Genomic DNA, 21,056 nt, shown 5'->3' on the forward strand with positions numbered 1-21,056 from the left:
GCCCTGTGATTCCCAAGCTCAGAGCGCGGGTTCGATTCCCGTCATCCGCTCTTTAATTAAGCCCCAGGTCATAGACTTGAGGCTTTTGCTTTTCGAAATTCACCGTCCGAATACGGTTCCGCCAGAGGGCGGAGACTAGGCCGAATCGGGGGTACCCAGCGAACGCTCGGCGTTGTCGACCAGCTCCTTGTAAGTGAGCACCTCGACGCGATTTACGTGGGTGTTCAAGGTGCGAAGTGCTTCGTTGATCGACTCCTCCGGCACTGAGGGTTGGACCGAAGGGTGTCCGATCAGCACCATCGCACTTGCCCGGCGTGTTTCGATGCCGAGTTCCTCGCGCAGGCGGTGACGATTCTCGTCCAGGCCGACCAGGTAATTCACCGCCTGACCAACGGCGTTGTGCACCTGCGCGGTGGGCACCCATGATCCGCGGTACTTCTTCACCAGTGGGCCGCCCAGGCTCGCGGCGCGTTTCAACTCGACTACGTGCAGCGCTCCGTCGCCGCGGATCAGAGGAATGTCGACCTCGTCCCCGGACACCAGCCGGCGGTGGGCCGCCTCCCCCACAAAGCGCCCACCGAAGATCCAGTGCTGCCCCTCCAGGGCTCGCTGAAGCGCGTGCTCGGTGACCGTGGTGTCATCGACAACCTTGCGCAAGACCTCCAGGCCGGCAGCCCGTCGCTGCAACTCCGCTGCCCTGAAGACCATCTGCCCCTGCGCGTCGGCAGCCAGAAGAGCGATTGCTTCAGGCGAGGTGACGATACGGCGGGCGGCCTCTTCCAGGTCCTCGATGTCCACCCGTTCGCGGAGGACACGTTCCAGCCACACGGCGATCTCGGCCCTTCCCCGGAGAAGGCGATACCGCCCAGGCCGGTCCTCCGGCGCCTCAAGGAACCGCGCGTCCTCCGCGAGCGAGCTGAAGTATGCGATCAGATCGTGTACTCCCGCCTGAGGGTTCGCGTCCGCGTACTCGCGGCTCGCCTCTGCGGCGAACCCGAATCCGGTCCGCAGCAAGTTTCCGACACCCTTTTGCAGGTTTGTGTTGCGCACGCCGTCCTGGAACAGTCGGTACCGATCATTGAGGTCAGGCTGGAGGATTCGTCCCTCGGCGTACTCCAAGGAGTCTTGAACCAGTCGGACGACCTGCCATTCGCCGACGTCCGCTGCGTGTCGGCGGACTGCCTCCAGCATCTGGACAAGAGTCTTTCCGCCCCTGCGGTGACTCCTACTTCCGCTGTTCATATGCCGCCTCGCTGACACGAGAGCCGCTTTCACGTCCGGATGCACGGCCGCATCCAGCACACGCCCGAGATGCACATCCAAGGTGAAGTCTGATCTGACGCTCATGCGGAAGAGTCTGGCCGAGGGGTCCGACAGGGCCGCCGCGAGCGGCAGGAGCACATGGTGCCACCAGGTGCTACACTGGGCTAATGTCAGCGCAACCGGAGATCACACAGCGCGATCTGCGCAGCCGATCCAAAGAGATCATGGATGCCGTCCAGAGCGGACAGTCGTTCACCGTCACCCGGGACGGACACCAGATCGGGGAGCTGATCCCGCTGCGCCGCCGTCGGCGGTTCGTTCCGCGTTCCGAATTCGCCGCCATGTCCCGCACCGCTTCGGACGTTTCGCTGGAGGCGTTCAGGGCCGACCAGGCCGCCACGGCCGAGCAGGAGACGGACGACCCCTATGCCCGCTGAGTACGCGCAGGGCCTGCTCGACACCAACATCGTCATCCTGCGCAAATGGCTCGACCCGGCCGAGCTTCCGGAGGAGGTGGCGATCAGCGCCATCACTCTCGCCGAGTTGTCCGCAGGCCCCCACGAGGTGCGCCGGAACGAAGAGCAGAGCGACTACGACGAGCACGCCGAACGCGGGCGGCGCCTGGACATCCTGCAACGCGCCGAGAGCGAGTTCGACCCCATCCCGTTCGACGCCGACGCCGCTCGGATCTACGGCCGGGTCTGCGCAGCCGTCATCGGCACCGGCCGCAAACCACGGCGCCGGGTCGCCGACCTCATGATCGCCGCCATCGCCATCGCCGAAGAGCTGCCCCTCTTCACCACCAACCCCGACGACTACAAGGGCCTCGACAGCCTGCTCACCATCGTCCCCGTCACCCGGCCCACCGTCTTGCACGACCGGTAAGGCACCGCCGTCGCACCACATCCGCACCATGTACGGCAGTACCGTGCGGTCCGCCACGGACATCAATGGCGGTGGACACATGGACGTTTCGGGACCCGAGCGTGCAGCCGGCCAGCCCGGATTCCGACAAGCCCCCGGTGATTCCCAAGCTCAGAGCGCGGGTTCGATTCCCGTCATCCGCTCCATCGGGAATCCTCGGACGCGATCGTCCGAGGATTTTTGCTTTCCTCGGCTTCCGGCTCAAGAACCCGTTCCGGCAGCCTCGCCGGCCACATAATTTGTGACCCATGCAGTGGGCAAGCCTGGTCAGCGCGCGGGTCGGTGCCGGCATCGCCACTGCCTCCACCCACGTCCTTGGACCGCAACCGGTGGTGCCGCGAGCGTCACGACCGGGTCGTCATGGTGCGACGCGAACCGTACGGCGCATACCTCGCGTGCCTCTCCCAAGCACCCTCACCTGGGAACACGACGGCCTGCGCCCGCTGACGCAGACGGAACGCATCACGGATGCGACGAGCCAACGCGCTGTCGACCAGCGCTTCTTCGCGGTCGTCACCGACCTCGTCGGCACGCCCACCGAGCTCGTCGACACCTCCGGGGCTCCCGCGTGGCGCGCCCGCACCACCCTGTGGGGCACCACCTCCTGGCCCACAACCGCCAGTGCCTACACCCCTCTGCGCTTCCCCGGTCAATACCACGACCCGGAAACGGGCTTCCACTACAACCTCCTCCGCCACTACGACCCCGCCACCGCTCGCTACACCGCCCCCGATCCCCTCGGGCTCAACCCCGCCCCCAATCCCCTCACCTACGTCCACAACCCCCACACCTTGACCGACCCGCTGGGGTTGGCGCCCTACGATCCGATACGGATCAAGGCCGGTCAGCAGCTGCCCGGCGCCTATCATCTGAGCCCGCCCGAGATGGACTTCGTGAAGAAGCTCCTGGAGAAGCGCCCGAATCTGCAGGTGTACCGTACACACGGCGAGAAATTCCAAGGTGACTTCATGGTGGTGGACCCCTCCGACCCCAAGAACCTGGTCGCGTACGTGGTGGACCACAAAATGGGCGGTGGAAATGCGGGTCAGCAGCTCAAGAACGCGATGAACGCCGCAGCTCATGTCGGCATCACCTATCCCAGCCAGGTAATCACCGGTTCGGGCGACACGGCCAAGCTGCTGGACCTCATGAGCCGTGGTCGAGGAGAATGGAACAAGTGATGATCGTTCTGCCGGTGCGGCTCAATGAGCTGCTCAATGACGTGAGCGGCGCGCGGGCGGCAACCCTCGCGCTGGACTTCGCCGAACACGCGACCGACCTCAAGGCGGAGCCTCTGGCTGAGAGCATGCGGGAGGCGACCGCGGAGTACGTCGCTGCCGCCCGCGAGGCAGTCGCGCTGGGCCGGGCGAACGACCGGCTTGTCCGCGCCCACGAATCCTTCGTCACGACCAGCTGGAAGACGCCGGGGCACCCGGAGGTCACTCATATTCTGAATTCCGCGGTGCGGTTGGCATGCCAGGACATGCTCATCGAGGCCGGCGCGATGAACAAGGTGGCACGGACGAAGCTGACCTGCCAGTACATCGCGCAGACGGCTCAGTCCGCCGTGGGCAGCCGGAGCGCGAAACGCGCCGCCGAAGGAATGGACAGCCGCAAGGCGGATCGGGCCGCGCGGTGGGAGGAGGCAAGATGGCAACTCCGCCATCTCATTGCCACGGAACCCAACCCGCACGAATAGTCACCATTCGCCAGCGGGAGAGCAAGGGGGTGTTGGCCGGCGGGCTCCGGCGCCTTTTTGTTGCGCCGTCGGCCGCGGAATGCGGGAGGCGGGGTGGGGGGCTCGGGGCTCAGGGGGGTGGTGTGTCGGGGGATGCGGGGTGGTCGAGGCGGTGGTCGCCGACGGCGTCGTAGGTGGCCTGGAGGGCCTTGCGGGCGGTGGGGAGGTGGCGCTGGGCGACGCCGATGAACAGGCAGTCGATGACGGTGAGTTGGGCGATCCGGCTGGCCGTCGCGCCGGAGCGGAAGGTGGTCTCGGGGGCCACCGTCGTCAGCAGGTCGTCGCAGACCTCGCGGATCGGGGAGCGGGGGAAGCTGGTCACGCCCACGGTGGTCGCCCCGTGGCGGCGGGCGATGCGCAGCGCCTCGACGGTCTCGGTGGTGGCGCCGGTGTGGGAGAGGCCGATCGCGACGTCGCCGGGGGTGAGCACGGCCGCCGAGGTGAGCATGATGTGGGTGTCGCTCCAGGCGAAGCTCACCCGCCCGATGCGGTGCAGCTTCTGCTGGAGGTCAGCGGCGACGAACGCGTTGGCGCCGACGCCGTAGATGTCGACGCGGCCCGCGTCCGCCACCGCGGCGACGACCCGGCGCAGCGTCGGCACGTCGAGCTGCCGTGCGGTCTCCTCGACCGCGCGGGCGTCGGCGAAGGCGACCTTGCCGACCACCTCGCCGAGGTCGTCGCTCGGCGTGATGTCGCCGCCGAGCCGCCGGTCGTCCCGGACCTCGGCCCGGGCGGTGTCGGCGGCCAGCGCGATGCGCAGGTCCGGGTAGCCGCCGACGCCGATCGCCTTGCAGAACCGGATCACCGTGGTCTCGCTGGTCCCCGCGGCCTCGGCGAGCGCGGTGATGCTGCGGCGCGCGACCAGCCCCGGGTTGGCCAGCACGGCCCTGGCCACGCGCTGCTCCGCCCGCGCGAGGTCGGGCAGCAGCGACCGGATGCGGGCCAGGGGGCTCGCCGCGGACGCGCCACTGACGGAATCGGCTGCTACCACGTGGGAAACTTACTCACCGTGATCAGCCGGGTCAACGCCGCCGGACAAGCCCCCCGTACCGGTCAATCGCCGAGGGCCTGAGCGCTCTTCGGGCCGCCGGCAGCAGGCAGTTGCTGCCAGGCGCCCGCCGGGGTGAGGCCGGCGGCACGGAGCAGGTTCCCCCGGCCGGCGGTCACCTTCAGGTGCGCGAGGTCGACGCCCCGGCCCTCGTAGACGGGGTCGGTGGTGTACCGCCAGCGCAGCTGTACGGTCCCGGTGGCCTGCGGGATCTGCGCGTGCACCTGCCACCAGGCGCGGACGCCCTGCCCCGACAGCGACGTCGGGCTGCCGGCCGGCGCTCCGGCGCCGGTCGCCCGCAGTGCCAGGGGCTGCCAGGTCGCGCCGCCGTCCGCGGACGTCTCGACGTAGAGCCGGTCGGTCGACTCGGTGTTGACGAACGCGGAGAAGTCGACGTCCAGCGGTGTGCCGGCCGTCAGCGGCCCGGTGGTCAGGGTGCTGGTCGTGCCGCCGCCCTGTCCTGAGAACCAGGTCGGGCCGCCGCGGGGCGGCTCGACCCGCATCGCCTGCGCCATCGCCACGCCGATCGCCCGCCGCGGCGGGTTGGTCGAGGGCGTGTTCCGCGTCGGGTGGACGCGGTTGCTGAGCAGGATGACGAAGGAGCGCGACTGCGGGTCGATGACCAGCGAGGTGCCGGTGAAGCCGGTGTGGCCGAGGGTCTGCGGGCCCGAGAGGCCGCCCATGTACCAGATCTGGTCGAGTTCGAAGCCGAGGCCGTGCGAGTCACCGGGGAACGCCTGGTTGAAGTTCTGCTCCATCAGCCGGACGCTGTGCTCGCTGAGGATGCGACGGCCCTTGTACGTACCGCCGTTGAGGATGGTCTGGGCGAGCACCGCGAGGTCGTCGACGGTGGAGAAGACGCCCGCGTGGCCGGCGACACCGCCCATGGCCCAGGCGTTCTCGTCGTGCACCTGGCCCCGCACCATGCCGCGCGGCGGGCTCGTCTCGTACTCGGTCGCCGCGATCCGCGGCAGTTCGGCGGCCGGCGGGTTGTAGCCGGTGTCGGTCAGGTGGAGCGGCCGGGTGATGCCGTCGCGCACCAGGGCGTCCAGCGGCTTGCCCGTCACCTTCTGCAGCACGAGCTGGAGGCTCAGCATGTTCAGGTCGGAGTACAGATACGTGGTGCCCGGCGGGTTGATGGGCGTGGTGTCGAGGATCGCCTTCTCGCGGGAGGGGATGTCGGGGTAGCCCTGCCAGAGCGAGGGGACCGGGTCGGCGTCGAACCCGGAGGTGTGGGTGAGGAGTTCCTCGATGGTGATGGCGGCCTTGCCGTTGACGGCGAACTCGGGCAGGTAGTGCGCCACCGGGGTGTCGAGGTCGATCCGGCCGGCCTCCAGCTGCTGCATGGCCGCGATCGAGGTGAACAGCTTTGACAGGGAGGCCAGGTCGTAGATCGTGTCGGTACGGGCCGGGACCCACTGGTCCTGCGGGAGCTCGGTGGTGGCGTCGGCGTACTTCACCGCGTAGCCGCCGGCCGCGCGTTCGGCCACCACACCGTCGTGCGCCATGAGCGTGGTGGCGCCGGGGAAGAGGTAGTTCGCGCCGCCGGCCGGGTCCTCCCACTGGGCCATCTGGCTTTCGAACGCGTCGATCGGAGCCGGGTCCAGCCCGGCGGTGCGGGGTGTCCCCCGGCGCAGCACCGTGCCGGCCGGGGCGAACGCCGAGTAGGGCCGGTCGAACCGGCCGCTGTCGGTGTGCTGGGCCGCCGGGGCCGCGGCGGCGCCGCCGGGGAGGGCGAGCGTGAGGGAGGTGAGCAGCGCTGCCGCTGCGGTGAGCGCAGGGATCCGCATATGTGAACCTCGTCCGTGGAGGTCGTCGTACGCCGGCCGGGTCCCGTCACGGCCCGCGGTGGCGGGCGCGCCGCGGAAGCCCGGTTGGAAAGTTTCTCACCAGAAGCTGATCGGCATCGGTAAGTTACTGACCACCACCGGCACCGGTCAACCACTGGGCCCCCAACAACCCCTGGGGGAACGCCTGCCGGCCCGCGGCACTGCTTCAGCTCGCACGGGTCAAGCCGAACTCCCCGCCCGGGAGGGCGCCTTGCCGGTGTGATGTGGGTGGGTGGTTCGTAACGAGTGGGGTACCGGTGGGACGGAGGCGGTGTTGCGGCGGGGGGGCGTCCGTAGCGTGGGGGGCATGGTCACAACCGTGCGGCTCAGCCCGCTCGTCGAGGAGCACTCCCGCGCGCTCGGGGTGGATGTGGTCTTCTTCGTCGTCCTGTACGGGGTGCTGGTCCTCGGCGTGCGTACGGAGCCGCGCGGGCTCGGCGCGTTGGGTGTCCTCGCGGTGGTGGTGGTCTTCCACTGGCTCCAGATGCGCTTCCTGGTGCGGCTGCGGTTCGACGACGAGGGGATCACCGTCGTACGGGTGCCGCGGCGCAGGCGGGTGGCGTGGTCCCAGGTCGCGGGCCTGGTCTACACCGAGCGCGGCTCGGGCCTGCCGAACTCCGGCTCCGTCTACCAGTTACGGCTGGTGCTGCGCGGCCAGGAGCCGCCGCTGGGGCGGTTCCTGACGCAGGTGCAGCGCCAGGAACTCGCCCGCGGCCCGGTGCTCATGGCGCTGCCGTCCCTCGACGGCGACGGCGAGCGCAGGAGCGACCACTTGCGCCGGCGGGTCCTGCGGGAGCTGGCGGCGCACGGCTTCCCCGCTCCCGAGCCGCGGGCGTGGGAGTTCCGTACCCCGCTGTTCAGCGCGCGGGCGCTGACCGCCGCCGTCGCCATGGACGTACGCGGGGCGCGGGCGGTCGCCGTACGGCACGGGGTGGACGTCACCGTGGAGCAGCGGGCGCTGCTGGACCGTACGCTCCCCGGGCTCGCCGCCGAGCACGGCGGTGCGGAAGCGGCCCTGCGGGAGCCGGACTTCACGAGCTTCTTCTTCGAGGGGCCGGGCAAGGCGGAGCGGGCGGCGGCCTTCCTGGACGCCGCCCGGGCCGCGGTGCCCGCGCGGTGGCGGGTCTCGGAGGGCACGCTGCCCGCGGCGGGGCCGGATCAGCCCACGTAGTCGAAGGTGCCGTGCGCGTCCAGCTTCGTCGGCTGCTCCTCGCTCGCCTTGAAGTCGAAGCCGGGGATGGCGTGGCACTCGAAGGAGCCGGCCACGGACTTCTCCGCGGCGCGGGTCAGCGTCACCGTGCACTGGGTGCCCATGCTGTCGACGAAGCCGGTGTCGTCGCCGGCGACCCTGAGCGTGACCCCGAAGTTCGCCTTGCTGCCGGCCGTGAGCTCGGTGTCCACGCCCGTGAGTTCGACGGCGTGGTGGGCGCTGTCGCTCCAGGTCAGGTTGTACCTGCCGTCCGAGGGCTCCCAGATGTTGGCGGCGGACGGGTCGTACGTCAGCGGGTAGCTGCCCTGGGGGCCGTCGCCGCCGGTCACGACCAGGTTGGCGGTGTTGGCGCCGCCCGATGTGCCCGGGTCGGTGGTGGGCGCCGGCGGGAGGGCGCCCTTGCGGGCGTAGGTGAAGGTGCCCTGGGCGTCCACGGAGGTGTCCAGCTGCTCGGTGTCGGTGAAGGAGAATCCGGGCACGCCGCGGCAGTTGTAGCGGCCGGCGATGGCGTCGGCGCCGACCGAGGTCAGGACGACCTCGCACTTGGCGTGCACGCCGTCCACGTAACCCTTGTCCTCGCCGCCGAACTTGAGCGTCGTGGTCGCGTCGACCTTGCCGGTGGCCAGCTTCTCCTCGTACGTGCTGAGGTGGAGGACGTGGTGGGCGCTGTCGCTCCAGGTCAGCTCGATCTTCCCGGCCGTGGGGTCGAAGGTGTCGTCCTCGCCGGGCGTGTAGGCCAGGTGGTACGAGCCGGGGGTCTCGTCGCCGCCGGTGACCTTCAGGGACGCGGTGCCGGCGGGGGCGGTGCTGCTCGGCGGGGCCTTCTTCGGGTCCTAGTCGCTGCCGGAGGACGACCCGGAGCCCGAGCAGCCGGCGAGGCCGGCGGTGGTCACCGCGAGGGCGACGAGGCCGGCGGCAGCGGCGTACGGCCGGCGGCCGGCAGCGGCGTACGGTCGCCGACTCCGCGTGGTACGAGGGCTGTTCGAGCGCACAGGGCGGGTGGACACCGAAGTCCTCCTAGGTGGTTCGAGGTTGCTCGCCTCCTTCCTCCACGCCACCCGCCCTTCGCGCGGTTCCCCTGACGACACCGGAAAGTACCCGTGCGTACACCTGCCGTCACGGCCTTCCGGCCGCGGCGGTCCTGCGGTCCTACCTCAGGTGGCGGGTGAAGAACCGGGCTGCGGCGTCGCCGGCGGATCGGGGGACGCCGGTGTGGCCGCCGAGGTGGGCGTGCAGGGACTTGTCCGGGGAGCCGAAGGCGTCGAAGAGGTCGAGGGCGGCCTGGCGGTCGTTGCCCTCGTCGTCCCATTGCAGCAGGACGTGCAGCGGGATGGTGATCCCGCGGGCCTGCTCGACGAGGGAGCGGGGCACGAGGCTCCCGGCGAACAGGACGGCGGCGGTGATGCGGGGCTCGACCGCCGCCAGCCGGATGGCGAGGGAGATCAGGCCGCCCGAGTAGCCGACCGGGCCGCCGATCGCGGGGAGCGCGAGGAGGGCGTCGAGGGTTTCCTGCCACTCCGGGGCGGCCTTGTCGACGAGCGGGAGGACGAGGTCGTCGACGAGCGTGTCGCTGACCGGCTCGCCGGCCGCCATCACCCGGCGCAGCTCGGCGCGGGCCTGGTCGAGGGCGGGCCAGCGGGGCCGGTCGCCGCTTCCGGGGAGCTCGATGGTCGCCGTGGCGAAGCCCTCCGCCGCGGAGTGCCGGGCCCGGGCCAGCAGCCGGGGGTGCATCCTGCGCAGCCCGAGCGGCGGGATGCCGAGCAGGATCAGCGGGGACGCTTCGGTTGCCGGCGCGGACGCCGTTACGCGCGCCGGTGCGGACGCCGGCTCTGGGGTCCACAGGATGCCGGGGATCTCGCCGAGGGTGAATTCGCGCTCGACGACGCCGTCGTCGAGGCGCCGCTCGGAGGTGAAACGCATGGTCGTGCCTTTCGGGAGTGCACTGGAACGGCGCTCCCGGACGACCTGCCTATCGCCCGACCGTGACCCCGGAGGGGAGCACCCACGTCGATACTGCGTCCACGGGTACCACCTCCTCGATCCTTCGCACGGGCCTCCGAAAAGGTAACAGCGGCAGCCGCGGTCCGCCAAGCAGGTGGTGACGGCCCGTGCGGGAGCGGAGTGCGCACGGCCGGCTGTCCCCGTCCCGGGGGTGGGGCGGGGGCAGCCGGTGGGGGTGGCGGGGGTCAGTGGGTGGTGAGGTCGAATTCTTCCCAGGGGCCGACCGCGGTGCGGTTGGCGATGAGGGCGGAGGCGCCGGCGTTCTCGGCGGTGACGAGGTGCTGGTTGTTGTAGGCGCGGAAGGTGACGCTGCCGTCCGGGTTGTGGAGGAGGTAGAAGGTCTCCCATGGGCCGGGGCCGCCGCGGTTGGCGATCAGGGGGGAGTTGCCGTTGCTCTCGGCGGTGACCCACTGGTTGTCCGAATGGGCCTTGAGGTTCACGGTGTTGTTGTTGTTCGCGACCATGGTGAAGAGCTCGTTCGTGCCGACCGAGGTGGCGTCGGCGATGAGCGAGGTAGTGGAGTTGGGGGCGTCCACGTACTTGCCGTTGGCGTGCGACTTGAGGCTGATGACCGATGTGGTGGGCGCGGGGAAGGTGGTGGTGTTGTTCGCGTAGCCGGCCGCGGTGATGTTGGCCTGCACGGCGTTCTCGGTCGCGTCGGACGGGAAGCCCTTGGTGACGGCGCCCTCGAAGAACTCACCTGTGCCCATGGGGCTGTTGTCGCCGCCGGTGCCCAACTCGATGGAGGGCTGGACCTTCATCGGGTTGTAGCCGTTGGGCAGGGCGCCGGAGTACGCCTGTGTCAGGCCGCCGGACTGCCCGTTGCCGTATTTGAGCGTGAAGTTCGTCGTGCCGTTGTTCTTCTCCCAGGCGCTCACGAACGAGCCGGTCTCGCTGGGGATGTTGGACGGGTTGGGGCCGGCCGCGCTGAAGTACATGCCGTTTTCGAGGTCGCCGCCGACCCAGGGGCCGGAGCCGGTGCAGCCGCCGGTCCAGCAGGCGGAGCCGTAGTAGATCGCGTTCATCGTCGCGTTGCCGTCGTCGGAGTCGTTCGTCTCGGCCGAACCGAAGTCGAAGCAGCAGCTGTTGCTCGTGAGGTTGGACGAGGTGAGCATGTAGATGCCCTCGGCCTGCGCGCCGGTGGGGACGTTCTTGGCGGCGTTGTTGCGGTATCCGGTGCCGATGTTGTCGACGAGTACGCCGTAGGCGTGCCGGCCGCCGATGGTGATGGGCAGCGCCATCGCGTTCGCGCCGATGTCGGAGCCGTTCGGTCCCGGGCCGGACAGGCTGCCGGAGCAGCCGGCGCAGGAACTGCCGGGCGAGATGGGCATGTTGTTGGCGTTGGGCGTCTGGTCGTACAGCACGGTGATGGTGCAGGTCGTGCCGGAGCAGAAGGAGACCTGCGGGGCGGCGTCGACCACGCCGCCGGCGGAGCCGAGGCCGACGTTCAAGGTGGCTTTGTCGGAGTCGCGTTGGATCTGGTAGAGCGGGCCGTTGTACGAGGAGAACATCGCCCGGGTGGTGCTGTACGCCGCCGCACAGGGCGTACCGCCGGACGCGTAGATGTCGCACGGCCCCGACGAGGCCGCGTCGGCGCGGGTCGCCGTCGTGCCGAAGAGCGGCACCGCGATCGCCACCGCGAGCAGGAACGCCAGTAACAGCCGCGTCCTGCGTCGGAGTGTGGATATGGCCAGCACACATGCCTCCCGGAAATGTGGGGGTGCCATGTCGCCCGAGGCGCCCGGCCGGATCGCGGCTGCGCTTGTCGTCGGGCGCTGTCAGGGATCGCCGGTGGTGCTCAGCACGTGGCAGACGGCGGCGTCCCGTGTGACGCAGCACACATGTTCAGTCGGCTCTAGGCGTAAGTCAAGGCTGCTGTCCGACGGCGGTGCACATTTGGCGAGACCTTTGGCGTAAAGCCGGGATCCGTCAGCGGCTTTTATGCGCAAAGTGAGCGCAATAGGTGAGGGTCATGACCCCGGGGTCGGGGTGGAGGTGGGGGTGGGGGTGGAGGTGGTGCCGGGCGCCGGTGGGGAGGGTGCGGCGGAGGCGGGGAGGGTGGTGGTGAGGGCGCGCTGGTCGGCGAGGGCTATGGCGAGTTCGCCGGCGGCGGTGGGGTGGAGCGGGGCCTTGTCCGCGGAGTTCTGGACGAAGGGCTGGTCGCTGCACAGGGTGTGGCCGTCGAAGTCGGGGCGGACGCTGGTGAAGTGGAAGGTGTCGGCGCCGCTCTTCAGCACGTCGTTGATGGCGGACAGGCGCGAGCTGAGGACCTCGGCCTTGGCCGGGGTGATGCCGTCCTTCTTCAGGCAGGCCGTGTCGGGCCCGAAGGGGTCGTAATACTCGTTGACCAGGACCGCAGGGTGGTGCGGGAGGGCCGCCAGCTGCTGGAGGAGATCGAGGTAGTTCTGCGTGAAGGCGGCGAGCCGCTCGGTGAAGTAGGCGGTGGACGCCTTGTCGTCGCAGACGGGTGACTTCGCGCACAGGCCGGTCAGCACGGACCAGTTCATGTCGTTGGCGCCGATGCTGACGATGACCGCGGAGGCGCTGGTGGCCCGCTGGGCGACCGCGAGCTGGGGCGGGATCACGTCGTCGCCGCGGGTCTGCACGCCGAGGACGCCGTCGGTGACGGTGGCGCCCTGGCAGGCCAGGTTCAGTACGTTCCAGTCGTTGACGGCCGCGAGGTCGGCGGCGTACGAGTCGGCGCTGCGTCCGCAGGTCCGGTCGGTGCCGGTCGGGTGCTGGACCGGGCGGTTGCCGATGGCCGCCGCGGTGGAGTCGCCCAGCACGACGGCGTTGACGTGCGGCAGCGCCGGGCCCTGGGCCGCCGGCACCGGCTGCGTGGGGGTGCGGCCCACGAGGTCGTCCAGGGAGCGCACCTGGCGCAGGACACGCGGGGTGCCGGACGCCAGCAGGTAGATCCCCACGGCGTTGACCGCGCACACGGACACCACGCCGGCGGCCACCATGGCCAGCAGGGTGCGCCGGGTCGCCCGGCGGACGCCCGCGACGGCCACCGCGATGACGGCGGCGCAGCCGGCCGCGATCAGCGACTCCCACAGGCAGTAGCGCAGCCAGCCCGAGCCCAGGCTGCGGCTGAGGTCGGGCACGAGCTCGCCGGCGCCGACCTGCGGGGCGAGGTTGATGTGGGTGAGCTTGAGCAGCGGGCGGATGGGGCCGTCGAAATGCGGCCGGGTCGCGATGGTCTCCCCGAACAGCTCCAGCTCCCCCGGGCCCGACATGCTCCGGCCCGGCTGCGCCGCGCCCACCTGCACCGTCTGCCCCGCCGCCGAGACCGACTGCATGGGGGTCAGCTGGATCGCCAGCCAGATCGACACCGCGCTGAGGACCGCGAGGGCGGCGGCAGCCGCCAGGAGTCTACGGGCCCGGCGCAGCCACTTGCCGGCGTAGACGCTGAGCCGCCGCACGTGCCAGTCACCTCTCCGTCTGCTCCGTGCCACCGGTGCGGTGACTTTCTTTGGCTGGTGGCGCTCGTCGCTGCTTGCCGCCGTTTGCTGCTGCTTGCTGCTGCCCTTGGCCGCTTGCGGTTGCTTGCGGTTGCTTGCTGCCGCTTCTGCGGGCTTGTGCCCGCGGCCCCTGGCCGCATGTGTCGTCCGGGGGGTTTGCGGTGTTTTTCCTCGACTGTACCCCGGGTGCCTACGCCGTCCGTACGGCTGTGACGATCCAGTCGCTTTCGGTGACGATTGCGGCCCGCGCCGGAGGGCGGAAGGCGTCGATCATGTAGGCCGCGAAGCGGCGGGAGGCGGTGAGGCGGGTGGCGGGGGGGTGCGGTGTGGATGCCGCGGTGGGCGGTGGGCATCAGGACCAGGTCGTCGACGACGAAGTCCGGGCGGGGGTGGCCGGTTTGCCGGGCGCGGCGGCTCAACTCGGCGACCGCGCGGAGGGTTTGCTCCCGGTCGGCGGCGAAGTCCATGGCGTCGGGGAAGGCCGCGAGGATCAGGTCGCGCTTGGTCGGGAAGTGCCGGTGGAGCGTGGCGGGGCCGACGCCCGCCCGGCGGGCGACCTCGCGCATGGGCGCGCTCAGGCCCTCGTCGGCGGACACCGCGCGGGCCGTGTCGGGGATACGGGCCCGGTTGTCGCGGGCGTCGGAGCGCAGCGGGTGGGGCGTGGGGGTCGGGGCCGCTTCGGGGGGTACCTCCTCGGACTGCGCACATCGACCTCGCTGCGTCTCCGGTGACCTCTCGTCGTGCGCAGTCCTGCGGGGGCACCCCCCGAACCAGCCCCTCCCGCTCTCGTCGCACCTCTGACCGCCGGTGGGGGTGGGTGGGGTCCGATCCCTGCCGCCCTTGTCGGGCCTCTGGCCGCCGGTGGGGGCCCGGTCCCTGCCGATGTCGTCGGGCCTCTGGCCGCCGGTGGGGGTCCGGTTTCTGGCGGCCTTGTCGGGCGGGTGGCCGGCGGTGGGGGTGGGGGTGGGCTCGGTACGGGGGCGGTTGCGACTTTTTTCAATTGCTCACATGATGTATTGGTCGCGCCCCCGACCGGAAGCCCGCCATGCCCGATGCACCCTCGCCCGCCCCCCTCCCTCGGGACCCCGGCGCCGGCACCGAAAAATACAAGGCCCGCGGCGTCGCCCTGCGCGTCTTCGTCTACGTCATCGCCGGCCACTTCTTCGCCGGCTTCCTCTGGCTCCTCTTCTACCTGGGCGCCCACTCCCACAAGTAGCCAAGCGCGACCGACTACGCACGGACGGTGGGGTCAGGGGATTGCTGGCGTCATGAATTGCAGGAAATGGCAATTCGTGATGTCATCAGGGCGGCCATGGGGCGCGAGGATGTCGTCATGGTGACTGGATCTGTGTGCGTGAGGCCGGCGGTGGCCCGGGCCGGTGGGAGGGCGGTGCGATGAGCGCGCCTCTGTACCAGCTCAAGGCCGAGTTCTTCAAGACGCTCGGGCACCCGGTGCGTATCCGGGTGCTGGAGCTGCTGAGTGAGCGGGAGCACTCCGTCGCGGAGATGCTGGGCGAGGTCGGCATCGAGCCGTCGCATCTGTCGCAGCAGCTCGCGGTGCTGCGGCGGGCGAACCTCGTCGTCACGCGCAAGGAGGGCTCGAACGTCTACTACTCGCTGACCAGCCCGCATGTGGCCGAGCTGCTGCGGGTGGCGCGCACGATCCTGTCCGGGGTGCTGGCCGGCCAGGCCGAGTTGCTCGCCGATCTGCGGGCGGATGCGGCCGGCGGTGGTACGGCGGGTCCGGCGCCGACGTGAGGCGCCGGGAGTGAGCGTGAGGAGTGGGGATGGGCGGCCTGTTGCGCAAGATCCGCGGGACGGGGCGGGTGGCCGAGGCCGCGCCGCCGCGGCCTGAGGCGGATCCGCTGCCCGCCGCGCGGGAGCTGGGCGGATCGGTGCAGGTGCGGTGCGTCGACGCGGGCTCGTGCAACGGGTGCGAGATCGAGATCGGCAACGCGTTCGGGCCGGTCTACGACGCCGAGCGGTACGGCGTACGGCTGGTGGCCTCGCCCCGGCACGCGGACGTCGCCCTCGTCACGGGACCGGTGACGCGGAACATGGCGGAGCCGCTGCGGCGTACGGTCGCGGCGATGCCGCAGCCGGCCATCGTGGTCGCCGTGGGCGACTGCGCCCTGGACTGCGGGGAGTTCGCCGGGGGCTACGGCGTCGAGGGGTCGGTCGTGGACATGGTCTCCGTGGACGTCAGCGTGCCGGGCTGCCCGCCGGAGCCGGCGGCGATCGTGACGGCGCTGCGTACGCTGACCGGCCGGTGAACGCGGTAGGACCCGCGCTCGCGGCGGTCGGCGGGCTGGCCGTCGCGGGTGCGCTGGCCGGGGGGCTGGCTCCCGCTCGCGTCCGGCCGCTCGCCGCGGGGCTGTGCACGGCCGGGCTCGGGGCTGCCGGAGTGGTGGCGGGTGCGGCGGCGCTGGGCGGGGCGCGGTACGGGGTGTGGCTGCCGGGGCTGCTGCCGCTGGCGGGCGTACGGCTGGCGGTGGATCCGCTGTCGGGGCTGTTCATGGCGGTGACCGGCGCGGTCACGGTGGCCGTGGCGGTGTACGGGGTGGGGTACGCCTCGCCCGGCGGCGGCATGCACGGTGGGCGTGGCCCGGGGGACGAGGACGCTGCCGGGTCGGCGGGCGGCAGACACGCCGGGTCGGACGCTCATGAGCCGCGGGACGCCCTCGCGGCGGGCGGCGGTGACCATGGCGTGCGGTCGCGGGGGGCGCAGGCGGTGGGGCCGGTGTTCGCGGGGGCCATGGTGCTCGTGCCGGCCGCCGGGTCCGTGTCGACCTTTCTGCTGCTGTGGGAGCTGATGGCGCTCGCGTCGCTGCTGCTCGTGCTGGCCGAGCACCGCGAGCGGCCCACCGTACGCAGTGCGGGGCTGTGGTACGCGGTCATGACGCATCTGGGGCTGGTGCTGCTGCTCGTCGGGCTCGCGCTGTTCGCCGCGCGGGCCGGCGGGGAGTCGTTCGCGGCGCTGCGGGCGGGGGCGGGCGGGATGCCGGCGGGGGTGCGGGGGACGGTCTTCGTCATGACCGCGCTCGCCTTCACCTCCAAGGCGGGCCTCGCGCCGCTGCACGCGTGGTTGCCGCGGGCGCATCCCGAAGCGCCCAGCCACGTCTCGGCGTTGATGAGCGCGGCGATGGTGAACCTCGGCGTCTACGGGCTGCTGCGGGTCGGTTTCGACCTGCTCGGCGGCGGCCCGGCGTGGTGGTGGCTGCTGCTCATGGGCGCGGGCGCGCTCTCGGCGGTGTACGGGATACTCCAGGCGGCGATGGCCTCGGACCTCAAGCGGCTGCTGGCGTACTCGACGTCGGAGAACCTGGGCCTGGTCGTGCTCGGCACCGGTGCGGCGGGGCTGTTCCGGGCGGCGGGCGACCGGCCGCTGGCCGCGCTCGCGCTCGCGGCGGCGCTGCTGCACGTCGTCAACCACGCTGCTTTCAAGGCGCTGTTGTTCTGCGCGGCCGGCTCGGTGCTGCGCGCGACGGGGCTGCGTGACCTGGACCGGCTGGGCGGGCTGCGGGCCCGGATGCCGGTCACTGCGGGGCTGTTCGCGCTCGGCGCGCTGGGCGCGGTGGCGCTGCCGCCGGGCAACGGCTTCGTCAGCGAGTGGCTGCTGCTCCAGGCACTCGTGCACGGCCTCGCGGTGCCGGGCGCGGCGGCGGCCGTCGTGCTGCCGGTGGCCGTCGCGGTGATCGCCCTGTCGGCGGGGCTGGCCGCCGCGGTGTTCGTCAAGGCGCTGGGCGTGGGCTTCTTCGCCCGGCCGCGCAGTGCCGGGGCGGGCAGGGCGGTGGAGAGCCCGCCGGCGATGCTCGCCGGGATGGCGCTGCTCGCGGCGTGCTGCGCGGCCCTGGCGCTGGTTCCGGGGGCGCTCGGGCCGGCGCTGACGCGGGCCGTGCGGGCGGCCGGCGTCGGGACCGAAAAGCCGCTGGCCGACGGGGAGTTGGGCGTGCACCTGGCGCACACCTCGGCCGCGCTGCATCCGCTGTGGGTGGCGCTCGCGCTGGTCGCGGGCACGGCCGCGGTCGCGGGCCTGGCGCGGCTGCCGGCCCGCCGCCGGGCCAGGCGCCGGGACGCCCGGCTGTGGGACTGCGGAGGCGGGGCGCCGACCGCGCGCATGGCGTATACGGCGACGTCCTTCGCCGAGCCGTTGCAGCGGGTCTTCGACGACGTCCTCGCCCCCGAGCAGGACGTGGACGTCACCCCGGTGCGGGAGTCCGCGTATCTGGTGGAGCGGGTCCGCTTCCAGCGGCTCGTGCCCGACCGGATCGAGCACCGGCTCTACCGGCCGCTGCTGGCCGCGGTGTCCGGGCTCGCCGACCGGGCCCGCGGGCTCGGCGGCGGGAGCGTCCATCTCTACCTGGGCTACGGCCTGTTCGGGCTTGTCGCGGTGCTCGCCGCGCTGGTGGTGGGCTGGTGAGCGCCACGGGTTACGTCGCTGTCGCCGCGCAGGTCGCCGTCGTGGCGGGCGGTGCGCCGCTGCTCACCGGGTGGATGCGGCAGGTGCGGGCGCGGCTCGAAGGACGGGCCGGCGCCGGGGTCGTGCAGCCGTGGCGGGACGCGCGCAAGCTGCTGCGCAAGGAGCCGGTCTCGCCGACCGGGACGGGGCCGGCCTTCCGGTTGGCGCCGCTGCTGCTGGTCGCCGGGACGGCGGTGGTCGCCGCGCTGGTGCCGCTCGCCGCGACGCGTACGCCGGTCAGCGGCAGCGCCGACCTGATCCTGGTCGTCGCGCTGCTCGCGCTCGGCACGGTGGCGCTCGCGCTCGCGGGGCTGGACACCGGGACGGCCTTCGGCGGCATGGGCGCGTCGCGGGAGATGACGATCGCGGCGCTGGTCGAACCGACCATCCTGCTCGCGGTGTTCGCGGTGTCGATCCCGGCCGGCTCCACCAACCTGCCGGCGATCGTGGCCGGCACGATCGACCACCCGGCCCGTACCGCCTCCCCCGCCGAACTGCTCGCGGTCGCGGCGCTGGTGGTGGCGGTGCTGGCCGAGACCGGGCGGATCCCGGTGGACAACCCGGCCACGCATCTCGAACTGACCATGGTCCACGAGGCGATGGTCCTGGAATACGCCGGGCCGGATCTGGCGCTGGTCGAACTCGGGTCGCAGATGCGGCTGGCCGTGCTGCTGGGGCTGGTCGCGACGCTGGCGGCGCCGTGGGGTGTCGCGACGGGCGGCTCGCCGGCGCTGCTGGCGCTGGCGTTGGCGCTGCTGGTGGCCAAGGTGGCGGTGCTGGGCACGGCGTTGGCCGCGGCGGAGGTCTTCCGGGCGAAGGTGCGGCTGTTCAAGGTGCCCGAACTGCTCGCCGGCTCCTTCGTGCTGGCGCTGCTGGCGGTCGTCGGCTCGTACTTCCTGACCGGGGAGGCGGGCCGGTGAGCCACGGTGTCTACGCCCAACTCCTCGATCTGGCCTGCGGGGTGTTCCTGCTGTGCGCGGTCGTCGTGCTGTGGCGGCGCGAACTGGCCGTGGTGGTGCGGGTGCTGGCCGTGCAGGGTGCGGCGCTCGCCGCGATCGCCGCGGTCCTCGGCGGGCACGAGCGGCGCTGGGGGCTGCTGGTGGTCGCCGCCGGGGTCGGGGTGCTGCGGGCCGGTGTGCTGCCGTACCTGCTGCGGCGGGCACTCGATGTGGGGGCGGTGGGCGGCGGCCCGTACCGGGAGGACGTCAGCGAGGGGCGCGAGACGCGGCCGGTGGTGAACGTCGCTGCGTCGCTGGTGGTCGCGGCGCTGCTGGTGCTGCTCGCCTACGCCGTCGCCCGGCCGCTGGTCGCGCTGGACCCGACGCCGGCCACCAGGGCGCTGCCGGTGGGGCTCTCCGTCGTGCTGATCGGCTTCTTCGCCCTGGTCGCCAGGCGGCGGGCGCTCGCGCAGGTCGTCGGCTTCCTCGTGCTGGACAACGGCATCACCGCGACCGCCTTCCTCGCCGCCTCCGGGGTGCCGCCGATCGTGGAGCTCGGGGTGTCCTTCGACGTGCTGCTCGCCGTGCTGGTGCTGTACGTGCTGACCGCGCGGATGCGGGCCGCCTTCGGCGGCACGGACCTCGACGACCTGCGGGAGCTGAGCGACCGATGAACCCTGCCGCCTCCGCCCTGCTGCTGACCGCGCCGCCGGCCGTACCGCTGGCCGCGGCGGCGCTGCACGCCGTCGCATGGCGGCGCGCGGCCCGGGGCGCCCGGGTGCCGGGCCCCGCGCAGTGGGCCGGGCTGCTCGGGCCCGCCGCGATCGTGGGGTGCGCCGCGGCGCTGGCCTCGTACGTGCCCGGGCACGGGCCGGTGACCGCGTACGGGCGGCTGCTGCGCGCGGACGGGCTCAGCGTGTGGATGCTGCTGGTGACCGGGGCCGTCGCGCTGCTCGCGCTCGCCGCGAGCCCCGGCTACCTCGCCGGGGAGCGGGCCGCCGGGCACACGGACGCCGCGGGCACGCACCGCTACTACACGCTCGTGCACGCCTTCCTCGCCGCGATGTGCGTGGCGCTGCTGGCGGCGAACCTCGGCGTGGTGTGGGTCGCCATCGAGGCGACGACGATCGTGACGGCCTTCCTCGTCGGCCACCGCACCACCCGGGCGTCGGTCGAGGCGGCCTGGAAGTACGTGGTGATCTGCTCGGCGGGCATCGCGCTGGCCTTCCTCGGCACGGTGCTGATCTATTACGCGGCCCGGCAGGCGGGCATCTCCGAGGCGTCGGCGCTGGACTGGCCGACACTCGCCGCGCACGCCGGGCGGCTCGACCCGGCGGTGACCCGGCTCGGCACGGCGCTGGTCGTGCTGGGCTTCGGCGCGAAGGCCGGGCTCGTCCCGCTGCACGCGTGGCTGCCGGACGCGCACAGCCAGGCGCCGGCGCCGGTGTCGGCTCTGATGTCGGGGGTGCTGCTGGCGGTGTCCTTCACGGCGCTGCTGCGCTACAAGGCGGTCGCCGACACCGCGCTCGGCGCCGGCTACACGCGGGGGCTGCTGGCCACGGTCGCGCTGGTGACGCTGGCGCTGTCGGCGGTGCTGCTGCTCGCGCAGCGCGACTACAAGCGGATGCTGGCGTATTCGAGCATGGAGCACATGAGCGTGATCGCGCTGGGCGCGGCCATCGGCGGGCCGGTGGCGATGCCCGCGGCGCTGCTGCATGTCGCCGGGCACGGCCTGGCGAAGACCGTCGCCTTCTGCTCCGCAGGGCACATCCTGCGGCTGCGCGAGACCACGCGGGTGGGGCGGGTGCGGGGGCTGCTCGCGCAGTCGCCGGCGCTCGGGGCGGTCTTCGGGCTCGCGGTGGTGGCGCTGCTGGGACTGCCGCCGTTCTCGCTGTTCGCGTCCGAAGTCGGCATCGTGCGGGGCGGGTTCACCGGGGGGCTGGGGTGGGCGGTGTCGCTCGCGCTGGCGCTGGTGCTCTTCGCGTTCGCCGCGCTGGGCTACCGCACCGGGCGGATGGTGCTGGGGCCGCCGGTCGCGGCGGCCGGGCCGCCGCAGGCCCTCGGGGTGACGTCCGCGGTGCCGCTGGTGGCGGGGCTGCTGGCGTGCGCCGCCCTCGGTACGGCGCTGGGTCCGCTGTCGCACCTGCTCACCGCCGCGGCGACGACTGTCGGGGGGCGCTGA

General features: G+C 72.1%; 19 protein-coding genes and 2 pseudogenes. 13 read left to right on the forward strand and 8 right to left on the reverse strand.

The genetic code is table 11. From position 1 onward, the window contains the following. Window positions 1-135 precede the first annotated feature (135 nt). Complete coding sequence (locus HCN08_RS33555; protein WP_240970709.1) at window positions 136-1,191, reverse strand: Shedu anti-phage system protein SduA domain-containing protein; 1,056 nt, start codon at window positions 1,189-1,191, stop codon at window positions 136-138. Between the two features lie 239 nt (window positions 1,192-1,430). Here HCN08_RS33555 and HCN08_RS33560 point away from each other — a divergent pair, with 239 nt between their 5' ends. The 4 genes and pseudogenes from HCN08_RS33560 (at window position 1,431) to HCN08_RS33575 (ending at window position 3,886) form a co-directional block, all read left to right on the forward strand. After that, window positions 1,431-1,700: a type II toxin-antitoxin system Phd/YefM family antitoxin gene (locus HCN08_RS33560; RefSeq protein WP_167987119.1), complete on the forward strand. Its 270-nt coding sequence runs from the start codon at window positions 1,431-1,433 to the stop codon at window positions 1,698-1,700. After that, window positions 1,690-2,148 carry a type II toxin-antitoxin system VapC family toxin gene (locus HCN08_RS33565; protein ID WP_167987120.1) on the forward strand — a complete coding sequence of 153 codons (459 nt, stop codon included), beginning with the start codon at window positions 1,690-1,692 and terminating at the stop codon, window positions 2,146-2,148. The genes HCN08_RS33560 and HCN08_RS33565 overlap by 11 nt, the downstream gene beginning before the upstream one ends. Window positions 2,149-2,585: 437 nt before the next feature. Next, window positions 2,586-3,009, forward strand: a pseudogene (locus HCN08_RS35950) (RHS repeat-associated core domain-containing protein); the annotation flags it as partial. Window positions 3,010-3,364: 355 nt separating this feature from the next. Beyond that, window positions 3,365-3,886, forward strand: coding sequence for a hypothetical protein (locus tag HCN08_RS33575; protein ID WP_167987122.1), 522 nt, complete (start codon window positions 3,365-3,367; stop codon window positions 3,884-3,886). A 109-nt stretch (window positions 3,887-3,995) separates the two neighbouring features. On the opposite strand, the gene HCN08_RS33580 is transcribed toward HCN08_RS33575, so the two are convergent. Together HCN08_RS33580 and HCN08_RS33585 are read right to left on the reverse strand one after the other, a co-directional pair. Then, entirely contained in the window at window positions 3,996-4,916 is a 921-nt protein-coding gene (locus HCN08_RS33580; RefSeq protein WP_322974839.1) for a MurR/RpiR family transcriptional regulator, read from the reverse strand. Window positions 4,917-4,978: 62 nt separating this feature from the next. Further along, complete coding sequence (locus HCN08_RS33585) at window positions 4,979-6,763, reverse strand: serine hydrolase (protein ID WP_167987123.1); 1,785 nt, start codon at window positions 6,761-6,763, stop codon at window positions 4,979-4,981. A gap of 346 nt (window positions 6,764-7,109) precedes the next feature. Here HCN08_RS33585 and HCN08_RS33590 point away from each other — a divergent pair, with 346 nt between their 5' ends. Next, window positions 7,110-7,973: a PH domain-containing protein gene (locus tag HCN08_RS33590; protein WP_167987124.1), complete on the forward strand. Its 864-nt coding sequence runs from the start codon at window positions 7,110-7,112 to the stop codon at window positions 7,971-7,973. Here the strand turns inward: HCN08_RS33590 and HCN08_RS33595 are convergent. After that, window positions 7,961-8,575 (reverse strand): hypothetical protein, encoded by a 615-nt coding sequence (locus HCN08_RS33595; RefSeq protein WP_167987125.1) that lies wholly within the window; start codon window positions 8,573-8,575, stop codon window positions 7,961-7,963. The two genes, HCN08_RS33590 and HCN08_RS33595, sit on opposite strands and share 13 nt — an antisense overlap. A 34-nt stretch (window positions 8,576-8,609) precedes the next feature. Here HCN08_RS33595 and HCN08_RS33600 point away from each other — a divergent pair, with 34 nt between their 5' ends. Further along, on the forward strand, window positions 8,610-8,747 hold the full coding sequence (locus tag HCN08_RS33600; protein WP_167987126.1) for a hypothetical protein: 138 nt from the start codon (window positions 8,610-8,612) through the stop codon (window positions 8,745-8,747). A gap of 414 nt (window positions 8,748-9,161) precedes the next feature. On the opposite strand, the gene HCN08_RS33605 is transcribed toward HCN08_RS33600, so the two are convergent. The 4 genes and pseudogenes from HCN08_RS33605 to HCN08_RS33620 form a co-directional block, all read right to left on the reverse strand. After that, the gene (locus HCN08_RS33605) at window positions 9,162-9,932 is read right to left on the reverse strand and encodes a dienelactone hydrolase family protein (protein WP_167987127.1); all 771 of its coding nucleotides are present in this window, start codon (window positions 9,930-9,932) and stop codon (window positions 9,162-9,164) included. 266 nt (window positions 9,933-10,198) lie between these two features. Beyond that, entirely contained in the window at window positions 10,199-11,710 is a 1,512-nt protein-coding gene (locus tag HCN08_RS33610) for an arabinofuranosidase catalytic domain-containing protein (protein ID WP_322974840.1), read from the reverse strand. Between the two features lie 273 nt (window positions 11,711-11,983). After that, complete coding sequence (locus tag HCN08_RS33615; protein WP_322974841.1) at window positions 11,984-13,438, reverse strand: GDSL-type esterase/lipase family protein; 1,455 nt, start codon at window positions 13,436-13,438, stop codon at window positions 11,984-11,986. A 229-nt stretch (window positions 13,439-13,667) separates the two neighbouring features. After that, a pseudogene (locus tag HCN08_RS33620) lies at window positions 13,668-14,127 on the reverse strand (helix-turn-helix domain-containing protein). A gap of 395 nt (window positions 14,128-14,522) precedes the next feature. Here HCN08_RS33620 and HCN08_RS33625 point away from each other — a divergent pair. From HCN08_RS33625 to HCN08_RS33655, 7 genes are all read left to right on the forward strand, one after another. Then, entirely contained in the window at window positions 14,523-14,693 is a 171-nt protein-coding gene (locus tag HCN08_RS33625) for a DUF6126 family protein (protein WP_167987129.1), read from the forward strand. 179 nt (window positions 14,694-14,872) lie between these two features. After that, on the forward strand, window positions 14,873-15,235 hold the full coding sequence (locus tag HCN08_RS33630; protein WP_167987130.1) for an ArsR/SmtB family transcription factor: 363 nt from the start codon (window positions 14,873-14,875) through the stop codon (window positions 15,233-15,235). Between the two features lie 29 nt (window positions 15,236-15,264). Beyond that, window positions 15,265-15,750, forward strand: coding sequence for an NADH-quinone oxidoreductase subunit B family protein (locus HCN08_RS33635; protein WP_167987131.1), 486 nt, complete (start codon window positions 15,265-15,267; stop codon window positions 15,748-15,750). Further along, window positions 15,747-17,897 (forward strand): proton-conducting transporter transmembrane domain-containing protein, encoded by a 2,151-nt coding sequence (locus HCN08_RS33640; protein ID WP_167987132.1) that lies wholly within the window; start codon window positions 15,747-15,749, stop codon window positions 17,895-17,897. The genes HCN08_RS33635 and HCN08_RS33640 overlap by 4 nt, the downstream gene beginning before the upstream one ends. Then, window positions 17,894-18,856: a respiratory chain complex I subunit 1 family protein gene (locus HCN08_RS33645; protein WP_167987133.1), complete on the forward strand. Its 963-nt coding sequence runs from the start codon at window positions 17,894-17,896 to the stop codon at window positions 18,854-18,856. The genes HCN08_RS33640 and HCN08_RS33645 overlap by 4 nt, the downstream gene beginning before the upstream one ends. Next, complete coding sequence (locus HCN08_RS33650) at window positions 18,853-19,548, forward strand: hypothetical protein (protein ID WP_167987134.1); 696 nt, start codon at window positions 18,853-18,855, stop codon at window positions 19,546-19,548. The genes HCN08_RS33645 and HCN08_RS33650 overlap by 4 nt, the downstream gene beginning before the upstream one ends. After that, window positions 19,545-21,056: a proton-conducting transporter transmembrane domain-containing protein gene (locus tag HCN08_RS33655; protein ID WP_167987135.1), complete on the forward strand. Its 1,512-nt coding sequence runs from the start codon at window positions 19,545-19,547 to the stop codon at window positions 21,054-21,056. The genes HCN08_RS33650 and HCN08_RS33655 overlap by 4 nt, the downstream gene beginning before the upstream one ends.

Origin of the sequence: Actinacidiphila epipremni (genome assembly GCF_012034175.1) — a bacterium.
GTDB lineage: Bacteria > Actinomycetota > Actinomycetes > Streptomycetales > Streptomycetaceae > Actinacidiphila > Actinacidiphila epipremni.

Coding starts and splice junctions, on each gene's coding strand:
- HCN08_RS33555 (WP_240970709.1), bottom strand. CDS start 1,191: ATGCTGGAGGCAGTCCGCCGACACGCAGCGGACGTCGGCGAATGGCAG.
- HCN08_RS33560 (WP_167987119.1), top strand. CDS start 1,431: ATGTCAGCGCAACCGGAGATCACACAGCGCGATCTGCGCAGCCGATCC.
- HCN08_RS33565 (WP_167987120.1), top strand. CDS start 1,690: ATGCCCGCTGAGTACGCGCAGGGCCTGCTCGACACCAACATCGTCATC.
- HCN08_RS33585 (WP_167987123.1), bottom strand. CDS start 6,763: ATGCGGATCCCTGCGCTCACCGCAGCGGCAGCGCTGCTCACCTCCCTC.
- HCN08_RS33590 (WP_167987124.1), top strand. CDS start 7,110: ATGGTCACAACCGTGCGGCTCAGCCCGCTCGTCGAGGAGCACTCCCGC.
- HCN08_RS33605 (WP_167987127.1), bottom strand. CDS start 9,932: ATGCGTTTCACCTCCGAGCGGCGCCTCGACGACGGCGTCGTCGAGCGC.
- HCN08_RS33625 (WP_167987129.1), top strand. CDS start 14,523: ATGCCCGATGCACCCTCGCCCGCCCCCCTCCCTCGGGACCCCGGCGCC.
- HCN08_RS33630 (WP_167987130.1), top strand. CDS start 14,873: ATGAGCGCGCCTCTGTACCAGCTCAAGGCCGAGTTCTTCAAGACGCTC.
- HCN08_RS33635 (WP_167987131.1), top strand. CDS start 15,265: ATGGGCGGCCTGTTGCGCAAGATCCGCGGGACGGGGCGGGTGGCCGAG.
- HCN08_RS33655 (WP_167987135.1), top strand. CDS start 19,545: ATGAACCCTGCCGCCTCCGCCCTGCTGCTGACCGCGCCGCCGGCCGTA.